At 47.0% G+C, this 23,551-nt stretch carries 24 protein-coding genes, 1 tRNA gene and 1 other RNA gene; 24 read left to right on the forward strand and 2 right to left on the reverse strand.

The annotated features are described in order from the left end of the window. Window positions 1–90: 90 nt before the first annotated feature. The 11 genes from Q4G98_RS03725 to Q4G98_RS03775 all read left to right on the forward strand — a co-directional run bounded on the left by Q4G98_RS03725 (window position 91) and on the right by Q4G98_RS03775 (window position 10,334). Window positions 91–3,003: a phage tail protein gene (locus Q4G98_RS03725; protein WP_298563106.1), complete on the forward strand. Its 2,913-nt coding sequence runs from the start codon at window positions 91–93 to the stop codon at window positions 3,001–3,003. Between the two features lies 1 nt (window position 3,004). Continuing rightward, entirely contained in the window at window positions 3,005–4,246 is a 1,242-nt protein-coding gene (locus tag Q4G98_RS03730; RefSeq protein ID WP_298563108.1) for a hypothetical protein, read from the forward strand. Next, window positions 4,243–5,160: a radical SAM protein gene (locus tag Q4G98_RS03735; protein ID WP_301961843.1), complete on the forward strand. Its 918-nt coding sequence runs from the start codon at window positions 4,243–4,245 to the stop codon at window positions 5,158–5,160. Before Q4G98_RS03730 ends, Q4G98_RS03735 begins: the two co-directional genes overlap by 4 nt. Beyond that, window positions 5,132–6,163, forward strand: a complete 1,032-nt coding sequence (locus Q4G98_RS03740) for a radical SAM protein (RefSeq protein WP_298563113.1) — start codon at window positions 5,132–5,134, stop codon at window positions 6,161–6,163. The genes Q4G98_RS03735 and Q4G98_RS03740 overlap by 29 nt, the downstream gene beginning before the upstream one ends. Then, entirely contained in the window at window positions 6,160–6,984 is an 825-nt protein-coding gene (locus tag Q4G98_RS03745; RefSeq protein WP_298563116.1) for a hypothetical protein, read from the forward strand. The genes Q4G98_RS03740 and Q4G98_RS03745 overlap by 4 nt, the downstream gene beginning before the upstream one ends. Continuing rightward, window positions 6,908–7,912 (forward strand): radical SAM protein, encoded by a 1,005-nt coding sequence (locus tag Q4G98_RS03750; RefSeq protein WP_298563119.1) that lies wholly within the window; start codon window positions 6,908–6,910, stop codon window positions 7,910–7,912. The genes Q4G98_RS03745 and Q4G98_RS03750 overlap by 77 nt, the downstream gene beginning before the upstream one ends. After that, window positions 7,893–8,387 (forward strand): DUF4376 domain-containing protein, encoded by a 495-nt coding sequence (locus tag Q4G98_RS03755; protein WP_298563121.1) that lies wholly within the window; start codon window positions 7,893–7,895, stop codon window positions 8,385–8,387. The genes Q4G98_RS03750 and Q4G98_RS03755 overlap by 20 nt, the downstream gene beginning before the upstream one ends. A 169-nt stretch (window positions 8,388–8,556) precedes the next feature. Next, window positions 8,557–8,907: a hypothetical protein gene (locus Q4G98_RS03760; RefSeq protein ID WP_177560993.1), complete on the forward strand. Its 351-nt coding sequence runs from the start codon at window positions 8,557–8,559 to the stop codon at window positions 8,905–8,907. Beyond that, window positions 8,907–9,287: a hypothetical protein gene (locus tag Q4G98_RS03765; RefSeq protein WP_298563123.1), complete on the forward strand. Its 381-nt coding sequence runs from the start codon at window positions 8,907–8,909 to the stop codon at window positions 9,285–9,287. The genes Q4G98_RS03760 and Q4G98_RS03765 overlap by 1 nt, the downstream gene beginning before the upstream one ends. Then, window positions 9,274–9,729 (forward strand): D-Ala-D-Ala carboxypeptidase family metallohydrolase, encoded by a 456-nt coding sequence (locus Q4G98_RS03770; protein ID WP_298563126.1) that lies wholly within the window; start codon window positions 9,274–9,276, stop codon window positions 9,727–9,729. Before Q4G98_RS03765 ends, Q4G98_RS03770 begins: the two co-directional genes overlap by 14 nt. Before the next feature lie 5 nt (window positions 9,730–9,734). Continuing rightward, the gene (locus Q4G98_RS03775) at window positions 9,735–10,334 is read left to right on the forward strand and encodes a hypothetical protein (protein WP_298563131.1); all 600 of its coding nucleotides are present in this window, start codon (window positions 9,735–9,737) and stop codon (window positions 10,332–10,334) included. An 85-nt stretch (window positions 10,335–10,419) separates the two neighbouring features. Here Q4G98_RS03775 and Q4G98_RS03780 read toward each other — a convergent pair whose 3' ends face one another. Next, window positions 10,420–10,791, reverse strand: coding sequence for a helix-turn-helix domain-containing protein (locus Q4G98_RS03780; protein ID WP_177560997.1), 372 nt, complete (start codon window positions 10,789–10,791; stop codon window positions 10,420–10,422). Between the two features lie 221 nt (window positions 10,792–11,012). Between Q4G98_RS03780 and Q4G98_RS03785 the strand changes: the two genes are divergently transcribed. The 3 genes from Q4G98_RS03785 (at window position 11,013) to Q4G98_RS03795 (ending at window position 14,678) form a co-directional block, all read left to right on the forward strand. Further along, a complete protein-coding gene (locus tag Q4G98_RS03785) occupies window positions 11,013–11,807 on the forward strand; it encodes an EFR1 family ferrodoxin (protein ID WP_298563134.1) in 795 nt (264 codons plus the stop codon). Further along, a complete protein-coding gene (locus Q4G98_RS03790; protein ID WP_298563137.1) occupies window positions 11,804–13,204 on the forward strand; it encodes an FAD-binding oxidoreductase in 1,401 nt (466 codons plus the stop codon). The genes Q4G98_RS03785 and Q4G98_RS03790 overlap by 4 nt, the downstream gene beginning before the upstream one ends. A 76-nt stretch (window positions 13,205–13,280) precedes the next feature. Further along, window positions 13,281–14,678, forward strand: a complete 1,398-nt coding sequence (locus tag Q4G98_RS03795; RefSeq protein ID WP_298563139.1) for an FAD-binding oxidoreductase — start codon at window positions 13,281–13,283, stop codon at window positions 14,676–14,678. 67 nt (window positions 14,679–14,745) lie between these two features. Here Q4G98_RS03795 and Q4G98_RS03800 read toward each other — a convergent pair whose 3' ends face one another. Beyond that, on the reverse strand, window positions 14,746–15,777 hold the full coding sequence (locus Q4G98_RS03800; protein WP_298563141.1) for a magnesium transporter CorA family protein: 1,032 nt from the start codon (window positions 15,775–15,777) through the stop codon (window positions 14,746–14,748). Between the two features lie 189 nt (window positions 15,778–15,966). Between Q4G98_RS03800 and Q4G98_RS03805 the strand changes: the two genes are divergently transcribed. The 10 genes from Q4G98_RS03805 to Q4G98_RS03850 all read left to right on the forward strand — a co-directional run bounded on the left by Q4G98_RS03805 (window position 15,967) and on the right by Q4G98_RS03850 (window position 23,535). Beyond that, window positions 15,967–16,827 carry a universal stress protein gene (locus Q4G98_RS03805; protein ID WP_177560484.1) on the forward strand — a complete coding sequence of 287 codons (861 nt, stop codon included), beginning with the start codon at window positions 15,967–15,969 and terminating at the stop codon, window positions 16,825–16,827. Window positions 16,828–16,978: 151 nt separating this feature from the next. Next, window positions 16,979–17,068, forward strand: a tRNA-Ser gene (locus tag Q4G98_RS03810). Window positions 17,069–17,123: 55 nt separating this feature from the next. Further along, an RNA gene (gene ffs, locus Q4G98_RS03815) (signal recognition particle sRNA small type) lies at window positions 17,124–17,223 on the forward strand. A 207-nt stretch (window positions 17,224–17,430) separates the two neighbouring features. Beyond that, a complete protein-coding gene (gene dnaX / locus Q4G98_RS03820) occupies window positions 17,431–19,179 on the forward strand; it encodes a DNA polymerase III subunit gamma/tau (RefSeq protein WP_298563144.1) in 1,749 nt (582 codons plus the stop codon). A 43-nt stretch (window positions 19,180–19,222) separates the two neighbouring features. Next, window positions 19,223–19,549 carry a YbaB/EbfC family nucleoid-associated protein gene (locus Q4G98_RS03825; protein ID WP_177560480.1) on the forward strand — a complete coding sequence of 109 codons (327 nt, stop codon included), beginning with the start codon at window positions 19,223–19,225 and terminating at the stop codon, window positions 19,547–19,549. A 2-nt stretch (window positions 19,550–19,551) separates the two neighbouring features. After that, a complete protein-coding gene (recR, locus tag Q4G98_RS03830; RefSeq protein ID WP_177560478.1) occupies window positions 19,552–20,151 on the forward strand; it encodes a recombination mediator RecR in 600 nt (199 codons plus the stop codon). Window positions 20,152–20,169: 18 nt separating this feature from the next. Further along, entirely contained in the window at window positions 20,170–20,505 is a 336-nt protein-coding gene (locus Q4G98_RS03835; protein ID WP_293545244.1) for a pro-sigmaK processing inhibitor BofA family protein, read from the forward strand. A gap of 22 nt (window positions 20,506–20,527) precedes the next feature. Continuing rightward, entirely contained in the window at window positions 20,528–21,346 is an 819-nt protein-coding gene (gene thiD / locus Q4G98_RS03840; RefSeq protein WP_298563149.1) for a bifunctional hydroxymethylpyrimidine kinase/phosphomethylpyrimidine kinase, read from the forward strand. A gap of 193 nt (window positions 21,347–21,539) precedes the next feature. Continuing rightward, complete coding sequence (locus Q4G98_RS03845) at window positions 21,540–22,751, forward strand: dicarboxylate/amino acid:cation symporter (RefSeq protein WP_177560474.1); 1,212 nt, start codon at window positions 21,540–21,542, stop codon at window positions 22,749–22,751. Window positions 22,752–22,881: 130 nt separating this feature from the next. Next, on the forward strand, window positions 22,882–23,535 hold the full coding sequence (locus Q4G98_RS03850) for a CoA pyrophosphatase (protein ID WP_298563152.1): 654 nt from the start codon (window positions 22,882–22,884) through the stop codon (window positions 23,533–23,535). The last annotated feature ends 16 nt before the right edge of the window (window positions 23,536–23,551 follow it).

A 23,551-nucleotide genomic window follows, 5' to 3' on the forward strand; every position in this document is an offset into this window, starting at 1 on the left:
ACAATAGCGGGTTTTGCTTTAGGTGGATATGGTGCTGCCCAAGGTTGGTTTGGTGCATTTAATAAGGCGTGTACATTTATACAAGGCGGTATGTACGGTATGTCAATCGCTTCGACCCTGTGGTCGGTAACACAAAAACCAAATGCCTTCGGCAATCTTGATGGCGACTACAGCCAGGACGACTACAGTAAGTTCAGCACAACTACCAACGATATTTCGCAGGACGCCGTTATCCCTGTAATCTATGGTACTAGAAAATGGGGTGGTTTGCAAGTGTGGCATAATCCCTATAATGGTGAAAGGTATCTGCAGAAGGATGTTATTATCTGTGAAGGCGGTATCAAGGGCGTGTATAACGTCTGCGCCAACGAAGAACTGATCAAAAATGATACTAAGATCAGTATTTATAATATCCAGCATCGGGATGCGGTGGTCTATCGCAGCGGCAATACTCTGGTGTTAAAGGCCGGCGGCAAGACCAATGAATATGCGCTGAAAGATGTGGAAAGCCAGGATCAGCAGGCGGCGCTTTTGACGACTGTTATCGAGAAGATCAGAAACGAGTGCGGTAACGGCTGGAAAATCGACGGCGCTGTTGACGACAGGACCAGCAAGGGCATCAATGCTAAAAATATGCAGTTCAATTCATCTCAGCCGGTGGGTTGTTATTGCGATCCGGCCGACCCGACGCGCAGCAATATGGTGGTGCTGGATAACAGGGGTTATGCTATCGGCAGCTTTGCTTTTAATGATTGCGTAGCTCCCGATAATTTTAAGGATGTGGGCGGTTATACGAATACGGCCTGGATCAGGACCGACCTGGTTGCCAGCGGCAGGCTGAGCGGCGGCAACCCGACTGTCAACTGTATTGTACAGGGGCAGCTGGTGAAGGTGTGGAACGGTTCTGAATGGGTGCGGGAATACAGCGAAAACCCGGCCTGGATCATCAGGGACTTTTTGACGAATAAACGGTATGGCACCGGACACTGGATCTCGGAAGAAATGATCGATGACGATAGTTTTAAGGATGTGGCGGCTTATTGTGATGAAGAGGTGGAATATCTGGATGCCGCGGGCGAGAAGCAGAAGGCGCCGCGTTATAAATTGAATATCATTTTGGATTCGCAGAAAACACCAATCGAGCAGTTGAGTTCTATGCTGGCGGTTGGTGGTTTATTTTTGACCTTGAACAGGCAGATCGCGCTGAAGGTGGAGAAGGAAGAAATGCCTTGTTATGCGTTTGACGATACGACGATCATCAAAGACAGCCTGTCGATCACGCAGACGGCGCTGGAAGAAACGCCGAACCGGTATAAGATCGGTTATTTTGACCCGTCGCAGAACTGGACAGAGATCAAGGTGGTGGTCGAGGATCTGGAAGCGCAGCTGGAGCAGGACGGCAGGATCATTGAAAAGACGATCACGTTGGCTGGCTGTACCTCGCAGAACCAGGCGCTGCGTGTGGCGCGGCTGTATCGTGATTTGAATAAGACCTGTTCGATTTCTATTTCGTTCAGTGTGGCGACGCAGGGCATGAGCCTGGAATGCGGCGATGTGATCACTGTTTCCTATGGTGGTATTTTTACGGAGATGCCTTTCAGGATTACGGAGATCGACGAAACTAACGCCGGGACTTATCAGTTGACCTGCCGGCAGTATAATCCGTCGATTTATAACGACGAGCTGGGCGCGCCGATCGTGATGCCTGATTATACAAATTCCAAACCGCCGTATACTACGACGCCGCCTTCGGTAACGGGGCTGACTGTTGAGGAGAACAGCTGGACCAGCGCGGAAGGCATTTTGCAGATGGGCATGGATATCACGTGGGACGATATGTATTATACATATCTGGATCACTATTCTGTCAGCCTGTCGCGGGACGGCGAGAGTTATAAAACGTACTCGTCAACTTTTGATACAAGTGCGACGCTGACAGGTTTACAGCAGGGTGCTTATTGGGTATCGGTGCAGGCGGTTAGCCGCGACGGTGTCAAGGGCGCGCCGGCAATCACAATGGTAGAGATCACCGGCAGGGATAAGCCGCCGCCGGATGTGACTTTGCTGGACGCAGAGCTGCTGCCGGATGGTACGCGCCGTTTTTGGTGGAATTTTACTTATCCAAAGGTAAACGATATTGCCGGGTTTAAGATCAAGTATACGCAGGGCAGTAATCCGCAGTGGCAAACGGCTTTTGAGCTGCACAGCGGTATTATTACATCGCAGCCTTTTGAAACGCAGGCGCTGCGTCAGGGTGTGCATACGGTTATGATCAAGGCTGTCGATAATGGCGGCAACGAGAGTGTCAATGCGGCTTATGCTGTTTTGAATCTGGGTGATCCGCTGGAGGAGAACGTACTTTGGAAAGTGGATTTGGCTGAGAATAATTGGGAAAAAGTAGAGCACGACGGCGTTGTGGAAAATGGCGTGCTGAAAGGACAGTCTATCAATGATGATTTACTGCTGCTGGTACATCTGCAGCCATTGGCCGGCGGTCAGCTGTGGCTCGAGTATGGGTTGAATTCGCCGTCTACAGTCAAATATTGCCTGGGCAGCGGCAGTTTAGCGTGGTCTGCGCCAATGGAAACTGTCTGGGGTGAAGCGCTGAATAATTATTGGCGTTTCAGCGGTATTTTTAAACCGTATACCGGAAAAATTGTTATCAATGCAACGGATTCGCTGCACTTGGAAGTACATTCTCTGCCTGAGGCAGGGAACAGAGCTGAGGTGAACAAGTTGAATGCTATTATCGATGTGCCGGATCGGGTCGAGAATTTCAGTAATCTGCTGATTCCGGCGGAAGGGCTTACTTTGCCGATCAAGACGCCGTATTACTATACGACGTCTGTGCGGATCAATGCTATTCAGAGTGCGCTGGCAGTCGCCAATGTCAGGATCATTACAAGAAACCCATGTAAGATTCAGATCATTGATGCGGAAGGTCAGCCTGTGGAAGCAGTTTGTGATTTGACCTGGCAGGGATTTAGAAGGGAGCTGGTATAAAATGCAAATACCTAAATTTATCAAGGATATCAAAAAATATTTTATGTATGAAGGGTCTGCGACACCGACAACACAGGACGATCTGCAGGCCTATATGAAAAATGAGCATGAAACGCTGGAATGCCTTGTCGATGGGTTGTGGCAGCCGGAAACGGAATATCAGGAAGGGCATGTGGTAAGAAGCCCGAATATGCCCAAAGGTATTGAGGCCAGAGTAAAGACTGGCGGCTATTCTGCAACTAATGAACCGGATTGGAAGGTCAATGCAACTGAAATCAGTGACGGTTCGGTAGTGTGGGAAAAGATTGCTCGATTTAATAATATCGAAGTTACAGGTGATGTTACCGGCAGCGGAGCAGTTGATAATGCCGGACAGGTGATGCTGAATCTAGAGCTGCCGGATAAAGTAACTGCAGGCACAGTGGGTGATACCGCCGCTGCTAATCTCGGCAATGGTGCTACGTTTACAGTTCCTTATTTGACTGTTGATGAAAAAGGTCGGGTCACTGATTATGATAAACGTAACATAAAATTACCGACAATACCCTTATTTGGGACTGACTCAAGCATATCTGTTACTGGTAGTACAGAGGGGAATTGGTCTAGCCAACTTAACCATGGAGAATCCGGCTATAGTGACAACCTTTCTGGTGCTACTTTAACAAGGATAGCTGGTATTGCTGCTGGCACATACACTTTACAGAATTTGCTACAGGGGTTAGTCAGTAAAAGCCATACTCATGGCTCTGTTAATGTTTATTCTAACTGTAATTGTAATTGTTCTGATAGCGACGGTTCTTGTATTATTGAGGGAAATATATTGACAGCTGGTGGAGCTAAACCTATTGAATGTTTAGCCATTGGAGATTTTATATTAGGAGATGGGTTTAGATTCCACAAAGTAGTTGGCATAAAAAAATCTAGTTTGGGGAACAGGAAGGCTGTAAAGTTAAAAAATACAGGTATTATTTTAACAGACGACCATTTAATTTGGAGCAATGATGATAAATATTATGCTTATGATATCAATGGTTATCATCGAGAAGCAAGCAGAAGCCTTACTGATGGATATGTTTGGGGAACATATGCAAGACAAGACGACAAGAAAGTTTGTCAACTCACAGAAGGGATAGAGGTTATAGAAATGCCTAGTGGCACTATAACATATACCCCTATCGTTGAAAATTGCGAGTGGTGCATGGTTGGTCTAGATATTGTTGCTTGCGCAAGGCATATAAAATGATTTTAAAGTGGCTGAACATATACTTGGGTGGAGCTTGTAACGGTAGTTGTAAATATTGCTTCAGGAATTTTGACAAAAAACCGAATGTCCCTAATATAGCAACGGATGAATTTAAGGAGTATTTGAAAGAATACTCCTTTTTTTACAAAAGAGTAGTATTTATTGGTGGAGAGCCATTGTTGTATTTTAAGACTATAAAAGATTGTTGCACGGTTATTCCAAAATTTGTACCCAAAAGAATTATGACTAATGGAATATTACTAACAAAAGAAGTGGTGGAATATTGTAATGAAAACAATATAGAAATCGCATTATCTTATGACGGCAAAAGCACTAAAAAAAACAGAGGGTGTGATATTTTGGATAAGAAACGAGATGTAATTCCTTTGATCTCTAAATTGTATATATCTTCTGTAATATCAGGAGAAAATATTGATATGATAGAAGTATACAATGATATTCAAGAAAAACTTAATAATAAACCGTTTAATCACATTGTCAATGTTTACTTAAACAAAAATGACGATGATCGCTTTTTAGATAAATTTGACTACAAAGTATTTAGAAAGAATCTTGTAGAGTATCAAACAGTGTATAAAAGCAAAAATGTATCAGTAAAACAATATAAAGATTGTGACGATGTTTTGGGAACAATGGTCTTGTTAAATGGGGATATTGTATGCTTAACAACATTTAAGAAGTATGGAACAGTTTTTGATGATGAGGATATTGTTCACAAAAAAATAAGGGATGATTTTAAAAAGTGTTCTGGTTGTAAATATACTTCTGTTTGTTTTGGTAAAAGACAGCTTTCCAACAAACATTTTTGTAATGCAGAGTTTGCAATAATAGAGGCCAGTAATTATTTGGAGAACGAGGAAAGATATGAGAATTTATACAGAAATGGATATTGATACTATATATATAGTATTGGGACTAAACTGTAATTTTAATTGCAAATATTGTTATGAAAAAAATATGCAGCAGGCAGATTTGCATATTGAGAAGGATTTGATTGATTATCTAAAATATCTAATTAGCATAAAACCATTTGCAAAAGAAAAACCTACTAAAATTATGTTTTGGGGTGGAGAACCGCTAATTTATATGTATGTTATCCAAGAAATAATATCTGAATTAAAAGGGTTGCCGTTTACTTATGGAACTGTAAGTAATGGCTCTTTGTTTACAGATAAAATAGTAGATTATTTTAATGACAATAAAATTTCTGTTGGTATTAGTCATGATGGAGTTAACACTATCATGACTAGAAATATTGATATATTGTCGGATAAAAAAATATTAAACACGTTAAGAAAATTAAAATATTTTGGGATCAACAGTGTTATTTCCGCATATAATTATGATTATATTTCAACTCTTGACTACATATATAATAAATTCGATAGGGAAGTCCCAGTGTGTTTCGAGTGGCTGCATTGCGATGAAGGTACTCCTGCTGATTTATACAATATAGATTACAGCCAATATCAATATAACCTAGACAGCTATTTTAATGTAATCAAAAGGGACATTCTTTTAGACAACTACAGTGTAAGGATAAGAAGTGTACTCCCTGATATTAAGTCTGTATTTAGCCCATCTCCTGAACTATCTCCTAGATGTAAGCAAATGAAGAAAGTTTTAAATTTAGACTTACAGGGTAATGTTATGGCGTGTCACCCCAGTGTAAAATTAGGAAATATTAAAAATGACTATAGTTATTTGATAGACAAGTATGACAAACAAATAAATCAAGCGTTTAGTTTTGCTGATTGTGGTAATTGTAATTGGGTAATGAGTTGTAAAGCGGGCTGTCCTCTTGAAAAACCATGCGAAGGCAAATTAGCAATATGTAAGGCTAAATGTTTATATTTTAATAAAATACAAGAGTTTTTTACGGAGGTGGTAATATGATAAAAATATTATATTTTGAATATCCACAAAATACCAATCCAGAGTTAGGATACAAGCAGCCTGAATGTATTTATAGTTTAGAAGATATAGCAGGGGGCGTAAGAGTTAATATGTATTTCCCTGAACAAGTGAGCGAAGGAGAAAATATAGACAACAAGCCTAAAGTTGAAATGCCTGCCTGTAATAAAATATTCGACATCATTTTTAATGACCACAAGGGGAAGATACGTAATTTAAGAATTTCGAGAACATTTGGCGATTATACTTTATGCTACTCTGACAGATTTTCTTTTCAAAGATTAGTTGACTTTACGAGTGACGGCCATCGGTCTTTAGGTCACGCCCCTATATTAAACTTTTCGGTCAATGAAGATGGCAGCGAGGTTGTAATATTTTTAAGGAGCAGAACATTCAAGCCTGATTATAAAAACGGCCAATATGTATCACTGGAAACTAATCTTTGGAAGTCTTATATTTTGCATCTGATGGAGCATAGTGATTTTTGTAAGAGAAAAATAGAAAATTATGTTCAAAAAAGAGAGAATATTACTGAATGGGTGGATATTTACGATACTGTTACATATTTAGAGTCGCAGGTAGATGCTTTGACAAGATTAGTCTTGAAAATGTCAGAGAATAGAAAATCTGACGAAGTTGATATTCTAAAATCAGCAGATAGATTTTCGGTGCTAGATATTAAAACCGCTGATAACATAAAAAATGAATTTGAAAAGGATAAGGCAAATGCTAGAAAAAGACAAGACAACTTTTACATATCTTCCTTTGACCAGAGTTTATCTGAAATTAGGCAGCAGGTGTAATTTAAAATGCAAATATTGTCACCAAAAGAAAAGAGATTATAAAGTAAATGAAGATGTTTTAGAGTTCCTGAAAGGTACAAATACTTTGGAGCATATATCTATTGGGGGAGGAGAGCCGTTATTGTACAAAGATACTATACAGCTGATTGTAGATTCTGTTAAAGAGATGAATAACAAAATAACTATCTCTTTTGTCTCTAATGGAACTTGTCTCACTGATGATAATATAAAATGGATAAATGATAATAAAATAGCTTATGGCATATCGTATGATGGAGAAGATAATTTGAGAGGATTTACCCCTGATTTTAGTAGAGTGAGATTGATAGAAAATTTCACAGGGGTATCCACAGTGGTAAGTGCTAAATTTAATTATGGGGATTTTTACGATGACCTAAAAAAGGCAATAAATATTTCAGGTAAAAATTTATTGTCATTACCCAATTTTATCCACCAAACAAAAGAGCGCGAAAATGTCGATTTAGTGGATAAGGAGACAGTAGAAAAGTATATCTGTTTTGTTTGCAAAGAAATGAAATACGAATATAGCTTATATAAAAAAGGGGATGCTGAATTTTATTTATTGCCATTTATTAAATTGTTCACTCATACCTTAAATATAATCAAAACTATCCCCGATAATGATGGTTTTAAGTGTTGCAATAAATCTATGGTTCATTTAACAATGGAAGGAGATTTTATGTTATGTGCTTATGGTGATATTAAGGTTGGCGATATTTACAAGGGGATTGATTGGAATTTAGTAAATTCATATAAACCAGAGAGATGCAAAAAATGTGATTTATGGAGTGTTTGTAGAAATACTTGTATAGCTAACATTACAGATAATGAGTGTATGATTTTCAAGTCAATATATGGATATTATAAAAAGTTGGTAGGTGAAGAATTTGCAAAACAAAACATATGAATATGCAATAAAAGTTAAGACAGGTATCGTTAAGCTATCTGATATACCTGTTAGATTTAGAAACAGTGTAGAGAGTTTGCTGAATAACAATAATGATTTAGTTAATTATTTAAGAGATGCAAAATGGCAGGAAATAAAACAAGAGCGAGATTACTTAGAGAAATCAGGCGTACCATTTAAAGGGTCTGTTCTCGATTACGATATGCTTAGTGTAATTAGGTTGACTCAGGCTAAAGATGCCCTTCAAGAAGCTATAAATTTGGGGAAAATCACCGAGGCGGAGGCGACTGTGGAATGGACAATGCAGGATAATTCGACAATGGAACTTTCTCTTTCGGATTTGCAAATGATCCCGCTTGTTGCGTCTAACTACAGTAATGAGCTTCATCAAAAATCACGCAAGTATAGGGAACAAATAGAAGGAAGCTCTGATATTAGTTTTATAAATAATATTAAGTGGGAGAAGTCATTGTGAGAAACTACTATAACTTATTGTAATCGTTAACCATAATTTGTATGTAAGCCCTGTTACCAAGATGGTCAGACGATAATAGAAAGTTGGATGCGAAAGATATTGGTGTTTTAACGTAATAATTTAAGAAAGTAGAAGAAGTTATCAATAGTTTTACAAGCGAGGTGTATAAATGGAAGTGATTTTACAGATTATTACTGGCGTTGTAGTGACTTTTCTTTCGGCAGTGGTTTTGCGGATGCAGGACGAAGCAAAGAATGTGCAGCGGCAGCGTGAAATAGAAACGAAAAAACGTGACGATGATTTTCTGGCGATCAAAGAAGGCTTGTGTTCTCTGCTTAATGACCGTATCGATCAGGCGCACGAAAGATATACGGCGCAGGGTTATATGCCGGTGGAAAAACGTTATAAATTTCACCGTATTTATAATGCCTACCATGCGCTGGGTGGCAACGGTATCTGTACAGACCTGATGAAAAAACTGGAAAAGCTGCCGACTTGCCCGCCGGGAGAGCTGCAATAATGTGGCGTGTGTTTGTGGGCAAATTTCTAAGCAGCCTGCAGGTCGCGAGTGATAAACTTAATACCTATAATGTCAGAGAAATGCACATGATCAATTTCGTGTGCATTTATTTATGTCTGCTGTTTACGTTGTTTCTGTTGGGATGGGTCTATCAGTGGGTAGTTTTTAAGATCTTAGATTTGGAGATGCTGCTGAAGGGCGTTAATGTACTCGGCTCAGCAGGCATTTTGGCACTGCTGCGTTATGTTACCGATAAAGTTGCCAGCACGAAGATCATAATTGACAGAAATAATAATGGTATCCCTGACGACGAAGAGCTGTGCGATGATAAAACGAATGAAGTGAGCAGTAAAGTGGGTGATAATAATGTATGTAAGTAAATATTGGAGCGTGAGTGAATGGGATTGCTGGCGCAGAAATAAAAATGCTTATGCCTGGGATGATGAAAATGGCTGCCTGTGCACTGAAGACAGCAAAACGGAAAAACTGTTCAGGATTTTGGATAGTTTACGTGAATGCGATTCTGATTGGGTCATCAATACTACTGGCTATCATGCGGAATATGGGACCAGTTTTAAATCTGGTTTTCGGACGGTGGATGACGGTGTTAATGCTGCCTGCGGCGGTGCTGTAGGCAGCTATCACACCCGTGGCTGTGCGGCTGATATTCATGTAGCCGGTAAGGAGTACACGGCAGAGCAATTACAGGAGATGGTGCTGACGGCGGCAGGCTGGCAGGGGATTGATGGTTCGGAACTGGGTTTGGGCTGTTATGGTGACTGGCTGCATCTTGATACCCGCGGTTATTGCAGCAGGTGGTGATAGTGGTGCTGGAATTCATAAAACGGTTGGTTGGAAATAAATATGTACTATGTTTATTGGCTTGTTTTGCAGTATTTGCAGCAGGTTTTATCTGCTGTTATCAGAGGTATGTGCCTGCTTACGAAAAGCAGGTGGCTGTTTTGCAGGCCGCTGTTCAGGATTATCAAAACAGGGCGTCGCTGATAACGACTGTGCAGGAGGATATAAAAAGCGCAGTCGCTTATGTGCCGAAAGTGAACGGTGAAAAAACTGACGTGGAGTTTAATGATGTTGGTAATCAGATAGCGGTCAGATATAATGGTGAGGAAAGTGTTTTGCAGTCTGCGGTGGACGAAAAGCAGAAATTTGAACAGGGCAAGCTGGTTATTGATAGAACGCAGAAAACAGTTATTGATTTGACTGAAGCGTTTAATAAAGCGGTAGCGGCAGAGAGCAAAGCTAAAAGCAATACTCGTATGTGGAAAGTTGATTTTGGCGTTTTGTATAATACCGATAGTAAAGACGCTTATGCCGGCATAAGGTATAATGCGAAAATGTTCGATATCGGCGCTTATCACGATGTTGACGGCGGTGCTGTCATGATTGGTGTGCATGGTAAATTTTAGGGGCTGGGTCTTAGGACCCGGCCCCATTTTTTTATTTTCCGGAGTAATAAAAAAGCAAGCTGCATGTAGCGGCTTGCTGTAAGGATTATTCTGTTTTTTTGGCAGCCAGTTTGTCGGCTGCGTATTTGGCGTGTGCCATCAGCAGATAGGGGATAGCAGCTTCTGTTTGGCACCAGGTTCTGATTTCCGGCGGCAGCAGCTGATTATAGTCATCTTCCGGTGCAATGATTTTTATAAAAAAGTCGCGGGGCTTGTTATAAGCCTGCATTATTTTGGCAATAAATTTTTCGGTTGGTTTAGTGGCGTTGGCGGTTTCGTAATAAAAATAATTAGAAGGCGCAACGCCGATTTTGGCCGCCGCTTCCGCCTGGTTCAGCCCGGCTTCCAAACGGCATTTTAGTAATTGTTCGGCCAGATATTTAACGTCGATGCGGGCTTTGGTTTTTGCTGCTGCCATTCAGATTCCTCCAGTTGTTTTGTTTCTTGTTTTTCTATATTATAGCAAGTTTAACTGCGAAAAATCAAGAAAATCTAGAAGCGCAAAAGTGTAACTAATATTGTAGAAGGCAGCTAAAGGAAGATTAAGTATCTCTTTTGACTATCCAACTTCATTTGGTATATAATGAAAGCGGTTATTTATCTGCCGCAGGAAGTATTACGAGAAGCGAGGCGAATCTCATGGCAGTTATTTTTTATTTGAGCGGTACGGGCAACAGCCTGTATGCCGCTGAAAGTATCGCAAAGGAACTGGAAGCCTGCCGTTTGGAGGGTATTACCGGTTATTTAAAAGCGCCCTACGAGGTGCAGGATGAAGTGGTCGGTATCGTCTGTCCTGTGCATTGCATGGCTTTGCCGCTTGTTGTGGAGACTTTTCTGCAGCAGGTAAAAATGGTGCCGCAGTATATTTTTTTAGTAGTGACGATGGGCGCCATGTCGGGCCAGGCCTTAGGGCAGGGCAAAGAGCTTTTAGAGCAGAGGGAGCTGCGTTTGTCCTATGGCGCGCAGGCGGCGCTGCCGGATAACAGCATCGTTTTTCCGTCTCCGGCTGCAAGGAAGGAAAAGCTGCTGCGCGATGCTCCGTCAGAGCTGGGGCTGATCGCCCGCAATATCAAAAACAGGCATGATAATTACAGTCATCTGAGCCGCAGCTTTTTATGGCAGCATGGCGGCACAGCCATTGGCTGGTGGGTGCTGGAGAAAATGAAAAATATCGGCGCGCTGAGCTGCGATGCTGCTAAATGCGTAGGCTGCGGCATATGCGTTACTGTCTGCCCGGCAGGCAATATCACGCTGTCGGAGGGCAAGCCTGTTTTCGGCACAGAGTGCCTGCATTGCTTTGGCTGTGCGCACTGGTGCCCGCAGACTGCTATCAGTCTGGGCAGCTTAAAGCCTGATGCTAAAACGCGTTACACGCATCCGGAGATCAAACCGGCGGAGCTGGCAGCGCAGAAGGAAAGGAAAGATGAAGTATGAAAACTTACGCTCCCGTAACGGCAGCAGTGCTGGACGCATTGAAGGCCGCTCTTGGCGCTGACTACGTTTGGACCGAGCCTGAAAAATTAGAGCAGTACCAGACGGATGAGGAAACCGATCCCCGCAAGTTCCACCTGCCGGAGGTGGTTGTTGCCCCGGCTGACGCGCAGGAGATCGCCGCTGTCGTCAAGCTGGCCAACCAGTATAATGTGCCTGTGACTGTTCGCGGAGGCGGCACCAGTCTGGCAGACGGCGCTATCCCGGTCTGCGGTGGTATTGTCCTGTTAATGGAACGTCTGAATAAGATCCTTGAGCTGAATGCCGAGGGTATGTATATGGAAGTCGAGGCCGGTGTGCGCACTGTCGATATCCAAAAATATGCCAACGAAGCAGGTTTTCTGTATGCGGGCGACCCCTGCAGCGCTGAAAGCTGTCTGATCGGCGGCAACCTTGCCACCAATGCGGGCGGCAATAAGGCGGTGCGTTACGGTGTGACCCGCGATCAGGTGTATGCGGTGGAGCTGGTAACGCCGACGGGCGAGATCGTGGAGCTGGGCGCCCGTTTGAAAAAATGTTCGACGGGTTACTGTCTGGAACAGCTGATCATGGGCAGTGAGGGCACTTTGGGCATCATTACCAAAGCGACGCTTAAACTGCAGCCGATCCCGCCGTACCGCTTTGATCTGCTGGCTGTGTTCGATGACCCGGTCAAGGCTTTGGACGTGGTGCCGAAGATCATGCAGGCCGGCATCAATCCGACCAGCGTGGAATATATGGACAATTCTTATGTGCGCGGTACGGCCGATTATCTGGAATTTAAGGGCGCGCCCCATTATGAGGACGGCATTTATGTCATCATCACGGTCGAGACCTTCAGTGAAGACGAGCTGGACCTGAAAATGGAGCAGCTGGACGAATTGTGCAGCGAAGCCGGTGCTATCGACGTGCTGGAAGCTGACGAACGTATCTGGGATATGCGCCGCAACTGTCAGGAATCTGTGCGCCTGATCAGTCTGGTCTCCCTGACGGACGATGTGGTCGTGCCTGTCAACGAGATCGCCGGGACGATCAAGTTCATTATGCAGATTGGCGAAAAATATTCCTTCCCGGTCAAGATCAACGCCCATATCGGCGACGGCAACCTGCATATCGTTTTATGCAAATGCGAGCTGAGCGACGCAGAATGGGAGCAGCAGGTAGAAGCCTTCCACCAGGAGGTCTACACCTATGCGTACAGCATCGGTGGGCGGCTGGCTGGCGAGCACGGTATCGGCGCCAAGAAGCTCAAAGAAATGGAAACCTATACTCCGGCCGGGGAGCTGGCGATCATGCGTACGATCAAGGCGGCTATGGACCCGCAGCTGATCCTGAACCCGGGCAAGATTTTTGATCTGTAGGTCATTGGCCTGCGGCGGTATTCTGCCGCTGCGGCAAAGATAAATTTTTGTAGGACAGTAGAAAGGAATGGAAGTTATGAGTAAATATGAACCGGTCAGCGCAGAAGTGGTAGCCGCTCTGCAGACAGCATTAGGTGCGGAGTATGTCAAGACCGACGCTGAAACACTTGATAAGTACAAAACCGACGAGGAGACTGATCCCCGTTATCATCATCTGCCCGAGGCCGTGGTCTGGCCCGGCAGCACCGAGGAAGTTGCGGCGGTCATGAAGATCGCCAATCAATATAATGTGCCGGTAACTCCCCGCAGCGCGGGCACCAGTGTTTCCTGCGGCGCGATCCCAGTTTTCGGCGGTATCGTGTTGATGCTGGAACGCATGGATAAGATCATCGAGCTGAATACCGAAGGTATGTATATGGTAGTGGAAGCCGGCGCACGCACGGTCGAGATTCAGGAAAAGGCCAACGCCGCAGGCTTTCTGTATGCGGGCGATCCCTGCAGTGCCGACAGCTGTCTGATCGGCGGCAATATCGCCACTAATGCGGGCGGCAATAAAGCCGTACGCTATGGCACTACCCGTGATCAGGTTTACGCTATCGAGGCCGTTACGCCTACCGGCGACATCGTCAATGTGGGCGCGCGCTTAAAGAAAAAATCTACGGGCTACTGCCTGGAACAGCTGATCATGGGCAGCGAGGGCACTTTGGGCATCATTACCAAAGCCACCTTGAAGCTGCTGCCGCTGTGTCCTTATAAACTGGACCTGCTGGCGATCTTTACCGATCTGGACGCCGCCGTCAGTCTGGTGCCGAACCTGATCAAAGCAGGCCTGAACCCGACCAGCGTCGAGTTTATGGATAACGGCTTTGTCCGCAGCTCCAGCGATTACTGCGAATTGAAGCTGCCCCATTACGAGGACGGCTATTACGTTATCGTAACGGTAGAAACCTTTAATGAAGACGAACTGGAAAGCAAGATGGAACAGCTGGACGAGATTTGCAGTGCCAGCGGCGCGACCGATGTGCTGGAAGCTGACGAGCGCGTGTGGAAGCTGCGCCGCAACTGTCTGGAATCGACCCGCGTTCTGAGTCTGGTCAGCACTTCCGACGATCTGGTCGTGCCTGTGGATCAGATCGCTAACTGTATCCGTCATTTGACGAAGGTCGCCGAAAATTACAGCTTTAAACTCTTTACGCTGGCCCATGCCGGCGACGGCAACCTGCACTTCCAGATCTTGAAGGGCGAGATGAGCGACGGGCAGTGGGAGGACGAAGTCAGCCGCTTCCATGCCGAGGCTTACCCGTATGTTTACAGTCTGGGCGGGCGTCTTTCCGGTGAACACGGCATCGGCGCCAAAAAAGTCGAAGCTATGGAAAAATATACCGAACCGGTAGAAATGAAAATGATGAAGGAGATCAAGCGGGCGCTTGATCCGAAAAATATCCTCAATCCGGGCAAGGTCTTCAACGCTTAAAAATAAAAGCATCCGCATTTTCTGCGGATGCTTTTTTGTATGGCCGGGGCAAGCTGATCAGCTTGTTTCAATACCATTTTTTGCGTTGTAATTTTCTGAGCGTGAAAATGGCGACCAGCGCCATGACGCCCAGGCACAGGGGATAACCCCATTGAGAGTTCAATTCCGGCATATATTGGAAGTTCATGGCAAAGATACTGCTGATACAAATCAGGGGCAGGAAGACTACCGCTGCTGTTGTCAGGGTAGCCTGGATATCGGCGCTGCGTTCGATCACAGCGTTACTGCAGAGCTGTTCCAGCGAAGCAAGCAGTTCGTCGGCTACTGATAAAGTGAGCGCGGCTCCTTCCAGTTTGATCTTTAAAAGTTCGGGCGCGTTCTCGCAGCCGATCAGCAGAGGCGGGTCCTGACGCAGGGCACGGCTGACGATGCGGCGCATCGGATAAACTGCCTGTTTGGCGGTGACCAGACTGCGGCGCAGGCGCAGCAGTTCTTTAGGATCGATCGGTTCGTCCTGTTCGCTGTAGGCTGACGCTAAAAGCTGCAGCCTTTCTTCCAGAAAGTTGATGACCTCGCAGTTATCGTCAAGGATCTTGCCCAAAATCAAAGTCAAAGCCTGCGGGATAGTGTTATGAGGCTTTTGCAGGGTAGTGACAAGAGTGCGTGCATTTTTTAAACGGTCACAGCGTCCATGCTGCAGGGAAAGCAGGCGGTTGGCGCTGGCCGCAAAACAAACATTATTATAAAAAACAGCGTTGCCGCTTTCATTCAGCTGCAGATGACGGCAGATCAGGATTCGGTTATTGCCGTCGCGGAACAGCCGCGGCTGCTGTTTTCTGTTTTCTAAAATATTCTGTGTCGCGGGGCTTAGTTTGAAGGAACGAGCGATCGTCATTACCTGATCGTGTGAACCAAACAACGACAGATCGAGCCAAAGAGCGCCTTCTTCCGGGATAGTCAAAAGATCTTCGGTAAGTTCTTCGACAGTGGAATAAGCGTTTTCCCGGCCGTCAAGAGTCAGCAGTGTACGGGTGCTGCTGGAAACTTCTGCTTTTTTTTGGGCAAAGAGTGCGGCGGTATCTATTTTTTGCTTCAGCATCGCGGTGACCCCTTTTGTACAAATTTGATTTTATGTATATATTTTAACCTGTTAATTGGTAAGTTACAATAATCAGGCAGGATTTTTTTTATAAATGGCGAAATATAACTATTTAAATAGGATGAAAACGCCTGTCGGCAGAATCTTCTGTTATGCTTAAGGCAGGTTATTCAAGAATAAAGAGGAGTAATGAACGATATGTTTACAAGGGTTTTGTTAGCAATGGATCTTACCCCTAAGTCGGAAATCCTGCTTCCGTGTCTGTACAGTCTCTGTCCTGACACGAATACGGAAATCATTTTAGCCTATGTATTCGATGAAGAAGAGGAGGCAGACCCTTACGGCAGCAGCTATAAAAAAGTTTACAGCAAGCTGCAGGGCTATGCCAACGAGCTGGTGCGCAACGGTTATGAAGCCGTCAGCATCGAAACGCCCTGGGGTGAAGTATTTGAAGAAATAACCCGCGTCGGCGACGATAAAGAAGTGGACCTGACGCTGGTTGCTTCGCATGGGAAAGGCTTTTTCAGAAGCGCTTTGCTGGGCAGTACTACCTTTGATCTGGCCAGAGCTTCGAAGCGGCCGCTGTTTGTTGCCAAAACTGATGGCGACAGCGATGATCTGGCCGATGACGACCTGCTGCGCAAATTGATGATCCCGACGGATTTTTCCAAAAAATCTTTGGTGGCGCTCAATTTGATCCGCAGCCTGCGTGAGCACGTAGCGGAAGTAGTATTTGTGCATGTGGTGGAACGCAGCCGTAATCAGGACGACCTGGAAAGCAAGCTGCTGAATGCCGAATCGCGGATGGAGGAACTGGTAGCGGAAATGAAGCTTTTTGGGATCAAGGCTTCCTATCTGGTCGATAAGGGGGCTGCTTCCAAGAAAATCTGCCGCTGGGCGGAGGAAGAAAACGTTTCGATGATCGCGATGACTAAAACAGGCGCCGGTCTGGTCAAAGGGCTGGTAATGGGTGCGACGGCGCAGAACGTGACGCTGAATTCCGAACGTTCACTGCTGCTGCTGCCTGCTGATGAAGTCAGCAATGATTAAGGAAAAGTGAAAATTTTTTTACACAATCTCGGCGGAAACTCTTGACATCTCTTCCAGAAATCAGTATACTGTTACTTGCGGCTGGATTAAGCCAGCCGCAAGTTTATTTTTAAGCGGTAAACAATTGTATAATCCCTGATTTTTTCAACCTGGAGAGATGACCGAGCGGTTGAAGGTGCACGCCTGGAAAGCGTGTGTACGGGAAACCGTACCGAGGGTTCGAATCCCTCTCTCTCCGCCACTTAAAAAAAGTTTGCCGCGGTCAGCGGCTTTTTGTTTTTCTGTAGGACCGCAGGCGGCGGGTCCTGCGCAATAGGAGTCTGTGAACCGTGTCAGGTCCGGAAGGAAGCAGCACTAAGCGGAGCCTCTTATGTGCCGCGGGGGTGCCTGCGTCTGTGGCCCTACAGGGAAGCAACTGAGAGGAAACCGGCTGTTTATGACAGCCGGTTTTTTTGGTATATGGAAGGCGGAGCCGGCAGAAAGAAAATGCAAAAGCTGTCCCTTAAATTTTTAATGAAATTGGATATGTACTTATATCCATAAATTTTATATAATAAGTAGATAAGAAACTTGGTGGCTTAACGACAGGAAAGGAGGCAGAAAATGGCTTATGTAGCACTATACCGGCGCTGGCGTCCGCAGGGCTTTGATGCCCTGGTAGGACAGGAGGCGGTGCGGATCGCTTTGAGCAATGCTTTGACGACAGGACGTATCGCGCATGCCTATTTATTTGCCGGACCGAGAGGAACGGGCAAGACCAGTACGGCGAAGATCCTGGCGAAAGCCCTGAATTGTGAGCAGGGACCGACGGCAAATCCCTGTAACGAATGTGCCAACTGCCAGCGCATCAACGACGGCAGCAGCATGGACGTGTTCGAGATCGACGCTGCCTCTAACCGCGGTATCGACGAGATCCGTGACCTGCGGGAAAAAGTAATGTTTGCTCCCGTCAATGGACGGTATAAAGTTTATATTATCGACGAAGTGCATATGCTGACGACAGAGGCCTTCAACGCTTTGCTGAAAACTCTGGAAGAACCGCCGGCGCATATCGTTTTTATTTTAGCGACGACAGAGCCGCATAAGATCCCGGCGACGATCCATTCCCGCTGTCAGCGGTTTGATTTTAAACGGGTGACGAATGCGGACATTGAAAAGCGTCTGCGTGAAGTTGCTGACGGCAGTGAGATCAAGGTCGACGATGACGCTTTGAAGCTGATCGCGATCCAGTCGGACGGCGGTATGCGCGATGCGCTGAGCCTGCTGGACCAGTGCGGCGTCATGGCCGATACGGTAACTGCGGAAACAGTGCGGAACGTTTTAGGTATCGTTGGCCGCGAAGCGCTGCGTGAGCTGGTACGCGCCATCGGCAACCAGGAGCTGTCGGCAGCTCTGCAGCTGCTGAACCGGTTGACCGAACAGGGCAAGGACGTACGCCAGATCCTGACGGAGCTGGCTGAATATCTGCGGGCGGTGCTGCTTTATAAGGCTTCGCCGGGGTATCACGAAATTTATCTGACTGATACGGAAGAGGCGATTGCCGGGCTGGCGCCACTGTTTGCCAATGACAGGCTGATGGCGGCGGAAGAACGCCTGCATCAGGCGCTGGGCGAATTGCGTTTCAGCGCGCGTGGCCGGATCACTGCGGAATTATGCCTGTTTGACCTGTGCCGCATCGAAGGCAGCACGATCGCTGCTTTGCTGGCTCGGGTGGAGCAGCTGGAACAGCAGGTGCGCAGCGGTGTGCCTTTGACTGGAGCAGCCGGGAGCGAACAGAGTAATACCGGATCTGCACGGGCAAGTGCGGCGCCTGCCACAGCTCCTGCCGCTCCCAAAGTAAAATTGGCGCCTGCTGTAAGCGCTGCTCCGGCAGTTGCGGCAGAACCTGCATCAGAATCAGCTGTCGCACCGGTCGAGAAGACGGAAACAGTGACGACCGCCGCACCGGCTAAGGCCGCTGCCGCGCCGGCACTGGAATACAGCGGCGACTGGACTGCGGGGGAAGACCTGTGGAAGCAGGCATTGGAGCTGCTCAAAAACGAAAAGAAACAGTCCATGGTAGCCTGCGCTGCCGGAGGCTTCGTTACCGGCTATGAAAACGGCGTTTTGACCGTCGGTTTCAAAAATCAGTTTATGTGCGTCAGGATGAACGATCCTGATTATAAGAAAGCTTTTGAAGAAGTGCTGCTGCGGCTGGCACGGCAAAGCGTACGGCTCGAATGCGTCACTGCTGCGAAACCGGCCGCTGCCAAACCTAAAGCCGCTCCCAGGCAGCAGCCCCCGGCAGAAGACATCGAACCTGCCGTCAAGGCTGCGCTGGACGCTTTTGGCGGCACGCTGCAAAAATTATAAATCAAATTTCTGCCGCAAGGCATCATTATGAGGAGGAACAAGAATGTTCAACGGTGGTATGGGAAATATGCAGGGCATGATGAAAAAAGTTCAGAAATTACAGGCCGATATGGCTAAGATGCAGGAAGAATTAAAACAGCGGACGATCGAAACGACTGTCGGCGGCGGTGCTGTCACCGTAGTTGTCAGCGGTAAGAAGGAAGTCGTCAGCGTGAAGATCGATCCCAGCGCGGTCGATCCGGAAGACGTAGAAATGCTGGAAGACCTTTTGGTAGCGGCAGTCAACGAAGGTATGCGTAAAGTCGACGAAATGACAGAAGCTGAAATGGGCAAACTGACCGGCGGCATGAAAATGCCTGGTATGTTCTGAAAATGGCCAGAATGATCCGGCCGCTGGCCAATGTGCACGAACAGCTGCGGCGTCTGCCGGGTATCGGTTCTAAAACAGCTCTGCGGCTGGCTTATCACATTATCGATATGCCGGAAGAAGAGGTGCGCCGGCTGGCTGAGACGCTGGTGGAGGCTAAACGGCAGATCCGTTTGTGCGATATCTGTTACAATCTTACCGATACTGAGACCTGTGAGGTCTGCGGCAATGCCGGGCGTGACCACAGCGTCGTCTGCGTCGTCGAGCAGCCGCAGGACGTGCTGGCGATGGAACGCAGCCGCGGCTATAACGGTGTTTACCATGTGCTGCACGGCGTTTTGTCGCCGCTTGACGGTATCGGGCCCGATAACCTGCGCGTCAAGGAACTGCTGCGGCGTCTGCAGGGCGATACGGTCAGGGAAGTCATCATCGCTACCAATTCTGACGTGGAAGGCGAAGCGACTGCTGCCTATCTGGCGCAGCTGCTGAAGCCGATCGGTATCGTGATCAGCCGCATTGCCCATGGCCTGCCCGTGGGCGGCGACCTGGAATATGCCGACGAGCTGACTTTATCGCGCGCTTTGGAAAACAGGCACAGAATGTAAGAAAGAAGGAACTGGAGCATGCAGGAAATAGAAAGCGCTGTCCGCGATCTGGGCGGTTCGGCCATGCAGGGCATCGACCATGCCGTCAAAGGACTCAATTCGGGCACTTTGGAGGGCACACTGCCGTTTATTATCGGCGTACTGATCCTGGTCATCGTCGTCAAATGCTTTTCGCTGCCGTTTCGGCTCATCTGGAACGGTATCTGCGGCGCGGTGGCTTTATGGTTTATCAATCTTATCGGCGGTTTTTTAGGCTTCGGCCTCAAGATCACCGTTGTCAAAGCGCTGATCGCCGGGTTCTTTGGTATCCCCGGCTGTTTGGCAGTTATTTTATGGGAGCTTTACGCCAGGTAAAGCTTGAAGCAGGAGGTAAGTTATGACGATGCTGCATAAAGCCATGACCATTGCCGGCAGCGACGCCAGCGGCGGCGCGGGCATGGAGGCTGATTTAAAAACTTTTCAGGAGCTGGACGTTTACGGGATGACGGCCTTGACCGTTATCGTAGCCCAGAATCCTCACAAAGACTGGAACCACGAAATTTTCCCGATCGGGCTGGACGTTGTGGAAAAGCAGATCGAGACGATCGTTGCCGGTATCGGTATCGACGCGATGAAAACGGGGATGCTGGGCAGCGCCGACCTGGTCGAGCTGGTAGCCCGCACCATCGACCGTTTCAAGCTGCGTAATGTCGTTATCGACCCGGTCATGGTCTGCAAAGGCGTGGACGTGATCATGGTGCCGGAAGCGGCAGCAGCGATCAAAGCTGTTTTGATGCGTCGGGCCGACGTAGTTACGCCGAATACGATCGAAGCCGCCTATCTGGCCGATATGGCAAAGGTAGAAACGCTGGACGAGATCAGGGAAGCGGCCGGCAGGATCAAAGAGCTGGGTGCCGGCTATGTAGTTATCAAAAGCGGTTCCCGCAACGACAGTAAAGAAGCTGTAGACGTGCTGTACGACGGCAGGGAATTTACCATTGCCAGCGCTCCGAAGATCGAGCCCTGTTATAATCACGGCGCGGGCTGCACTTATTCGGCGGCGATCACCGCCGGCCTGGCCAATGGGCTGAGTGTGAGGGAGGCTGTCGAGCAGGCCAAGAAGTTTGTAGCTGCCGCTCTGCGTGGTTCTTTTAAACTCAACCAGTATTCCGGTGCTACCAGTCATTGCGCTTATCGGCTGGAAAATAATCAATAAATACAGAAATATGCTAAAGCTTTTAGATAAAACTAAAAACTTTAGCATATTTTTTTTGAAAAAACTGCAGTTTCAGCAACAATTTTGCAGAAATACTGTATACATGATGATGAATAGCAGGATTTTTATTATTTTTAGCCAATTATTGTAAACGTAATTTTAATATTTTATTATGCGTAAGGGGGATGTTTTGATGAATTTATCAACGAAAATCCTGATCGGTCTTGGTCTTGGTATCATTGCCGGTCTGGAACTGGGTGCGGAAGGTGTAGATTTCGCTAAAACGTGGATCGGACCGTTTGGTACGATCTTTATGAACATGATCAAAATGATCATCGTTCCTCTGGTTTTCTCGTCTCTTGTTATTGGTGTCTGCAGTTTGGGCGACATCAAAAAGATCGGCCGTATCGGCGGTAAGACCATGGCCTATTATCTGGGCACTACGGCCTTCGCGATCGTGCTGGGCATTGCGCTGGGCACCGTGATGGAGCCGGGCGCCGGCGTCAATATGCCTACTGAAGGCGTTAAAGCAGCCGCTAAAGCTGCACCGCCTATCATGAAAGTAATTACTGATATTTTCCCGACTAACGCCATGGAAGCCATGCTGAAAGCCAACATGCTGCAGATCATCGTTTTCAGCCTGTTCATGGGCATTGGTATCACCGCTGTCGGCGACCGTGCCAAAGCGCTGTACAATGTTTTTGACGGACTGGCAGAAGTCAGCTACAAGATCGTCGGCTTCATCATGAATGTAGCGCCGATCGGCGTTTTTGGCTTGATCACTCCTGTCGTTGCGGCTAACGGACCGGCTGTGCTGCTGCCACTTTTGAAGGTCGTTGTCGCCGTTTATCTGGGCTGCCTGCTGCACGCGCTCATCGTTTACGGCAGCCTGCTCAAATTTATCGGCAAGATCAGCCCGCTCAAGTTCTTTAAAGCGATCTTACCGGCACAGGTACTTTCGTTTACCAGCTGTTCGTCCGGCGGCACTCTGCCTGTCAGCATGCAGTGTATTCAGAAATTAGGCGTTTCCAAAGATATTTCCAGCTTCGTACTGCCTTTGGGCGCTACCATCAACATGGACGGCACTGCTGTTTATCAGGGGGTCTGCGCGCTTTTCATTGCGCAGATCTACGGTGTTGACCTTACTACCGGACAATATCTAACCATCGTCCTGACCGGCACGCTGGCTTCGATCGGCACTGCAGGCGTTCCGGGTGCGGGCTTTATCATGCTGACCATGATCCTGACCGCTATCGGCCTGCCGCTGGAAGGTTCTGCCCTGATCGCCGGTATCGACCGTATCCTGGATATGCCGCGTACCTGCGTCAACGTTACCGGTGACGCTACCGTCGCTTATCTGGTCGATAAAAGCGAAAAGTCTAAAATCGAAGAACCGCTCTATTAAAAAACAGCAGGGCTCTTTGACGGATGGGTTAAAACCCGTCCGTCTTTTATATTTCAAGAATAATTCACAACAGAAGGCAGGAAAAAAGCCGCGCACGCAGAAGGGATATAGGTAGAAATGGGGTTGTTGTATGGAAAAAATGGCTGAACTTACGAAACAGATCACCAAGCGACTTGAGCGACGTCCTGCCCGGATCGATAAAGCCGACCGTTTATGGGACGCCGCTGTTTTAGTGCCGCTGATAGATACGGAGAACGGCCCGGCAGTGCTCTTTGAAGTACGGGCGGCAGGTCTGGGCTGGCAGCCCGGCGATGTGTGTTTCCCCGGGGGCCGCTATGAATGCGGCGACGACAGCTTTGCGAAAACTGCTGTGCGCGAAACCTGCGAAGAGCTGGGGATCACGGAAGATAAAATAGAATTATGCGGCGAGCTGGATTATTTAGTGACGCATATGGGCCCGATCATCCATCCCTTTGTAGGTAAACTGGAGCATGATGTAAAATTAGCCTGTAACAGCGACGAGGTAGCCGAGATCTTTACAGTGCCGCTGGATTTTTTACTGCGTTTCGAGCCGCGGGTGGCTCATATGGAGCTGGCCAACCGTGCTACGGAGGATTTTCCTTTCGATCTGCTGCCGCGGCATCCGCGCGAGTGGCATAAACGCAAGGGCTATAATATTTATTTTTACGAGTATCAGGGGCATGTTATCTGGGGGCTTACAGCCCGGATCCTGCATGGCTTCCTCAAAAGATTTCAGAAGGAACTGCAGGCTAATATTTTGTAATTGCACGAGGGAAAGG

Source organism: uncultured Phascolarctobacterium sp. (genome assembly GCF_958349595.1).
Taxonomy (GTDB): Bacteria; Bacillota; Negativicutes; order Acidaminococcales; family Acidaminococcaceae; genus Phascolarctobacterium.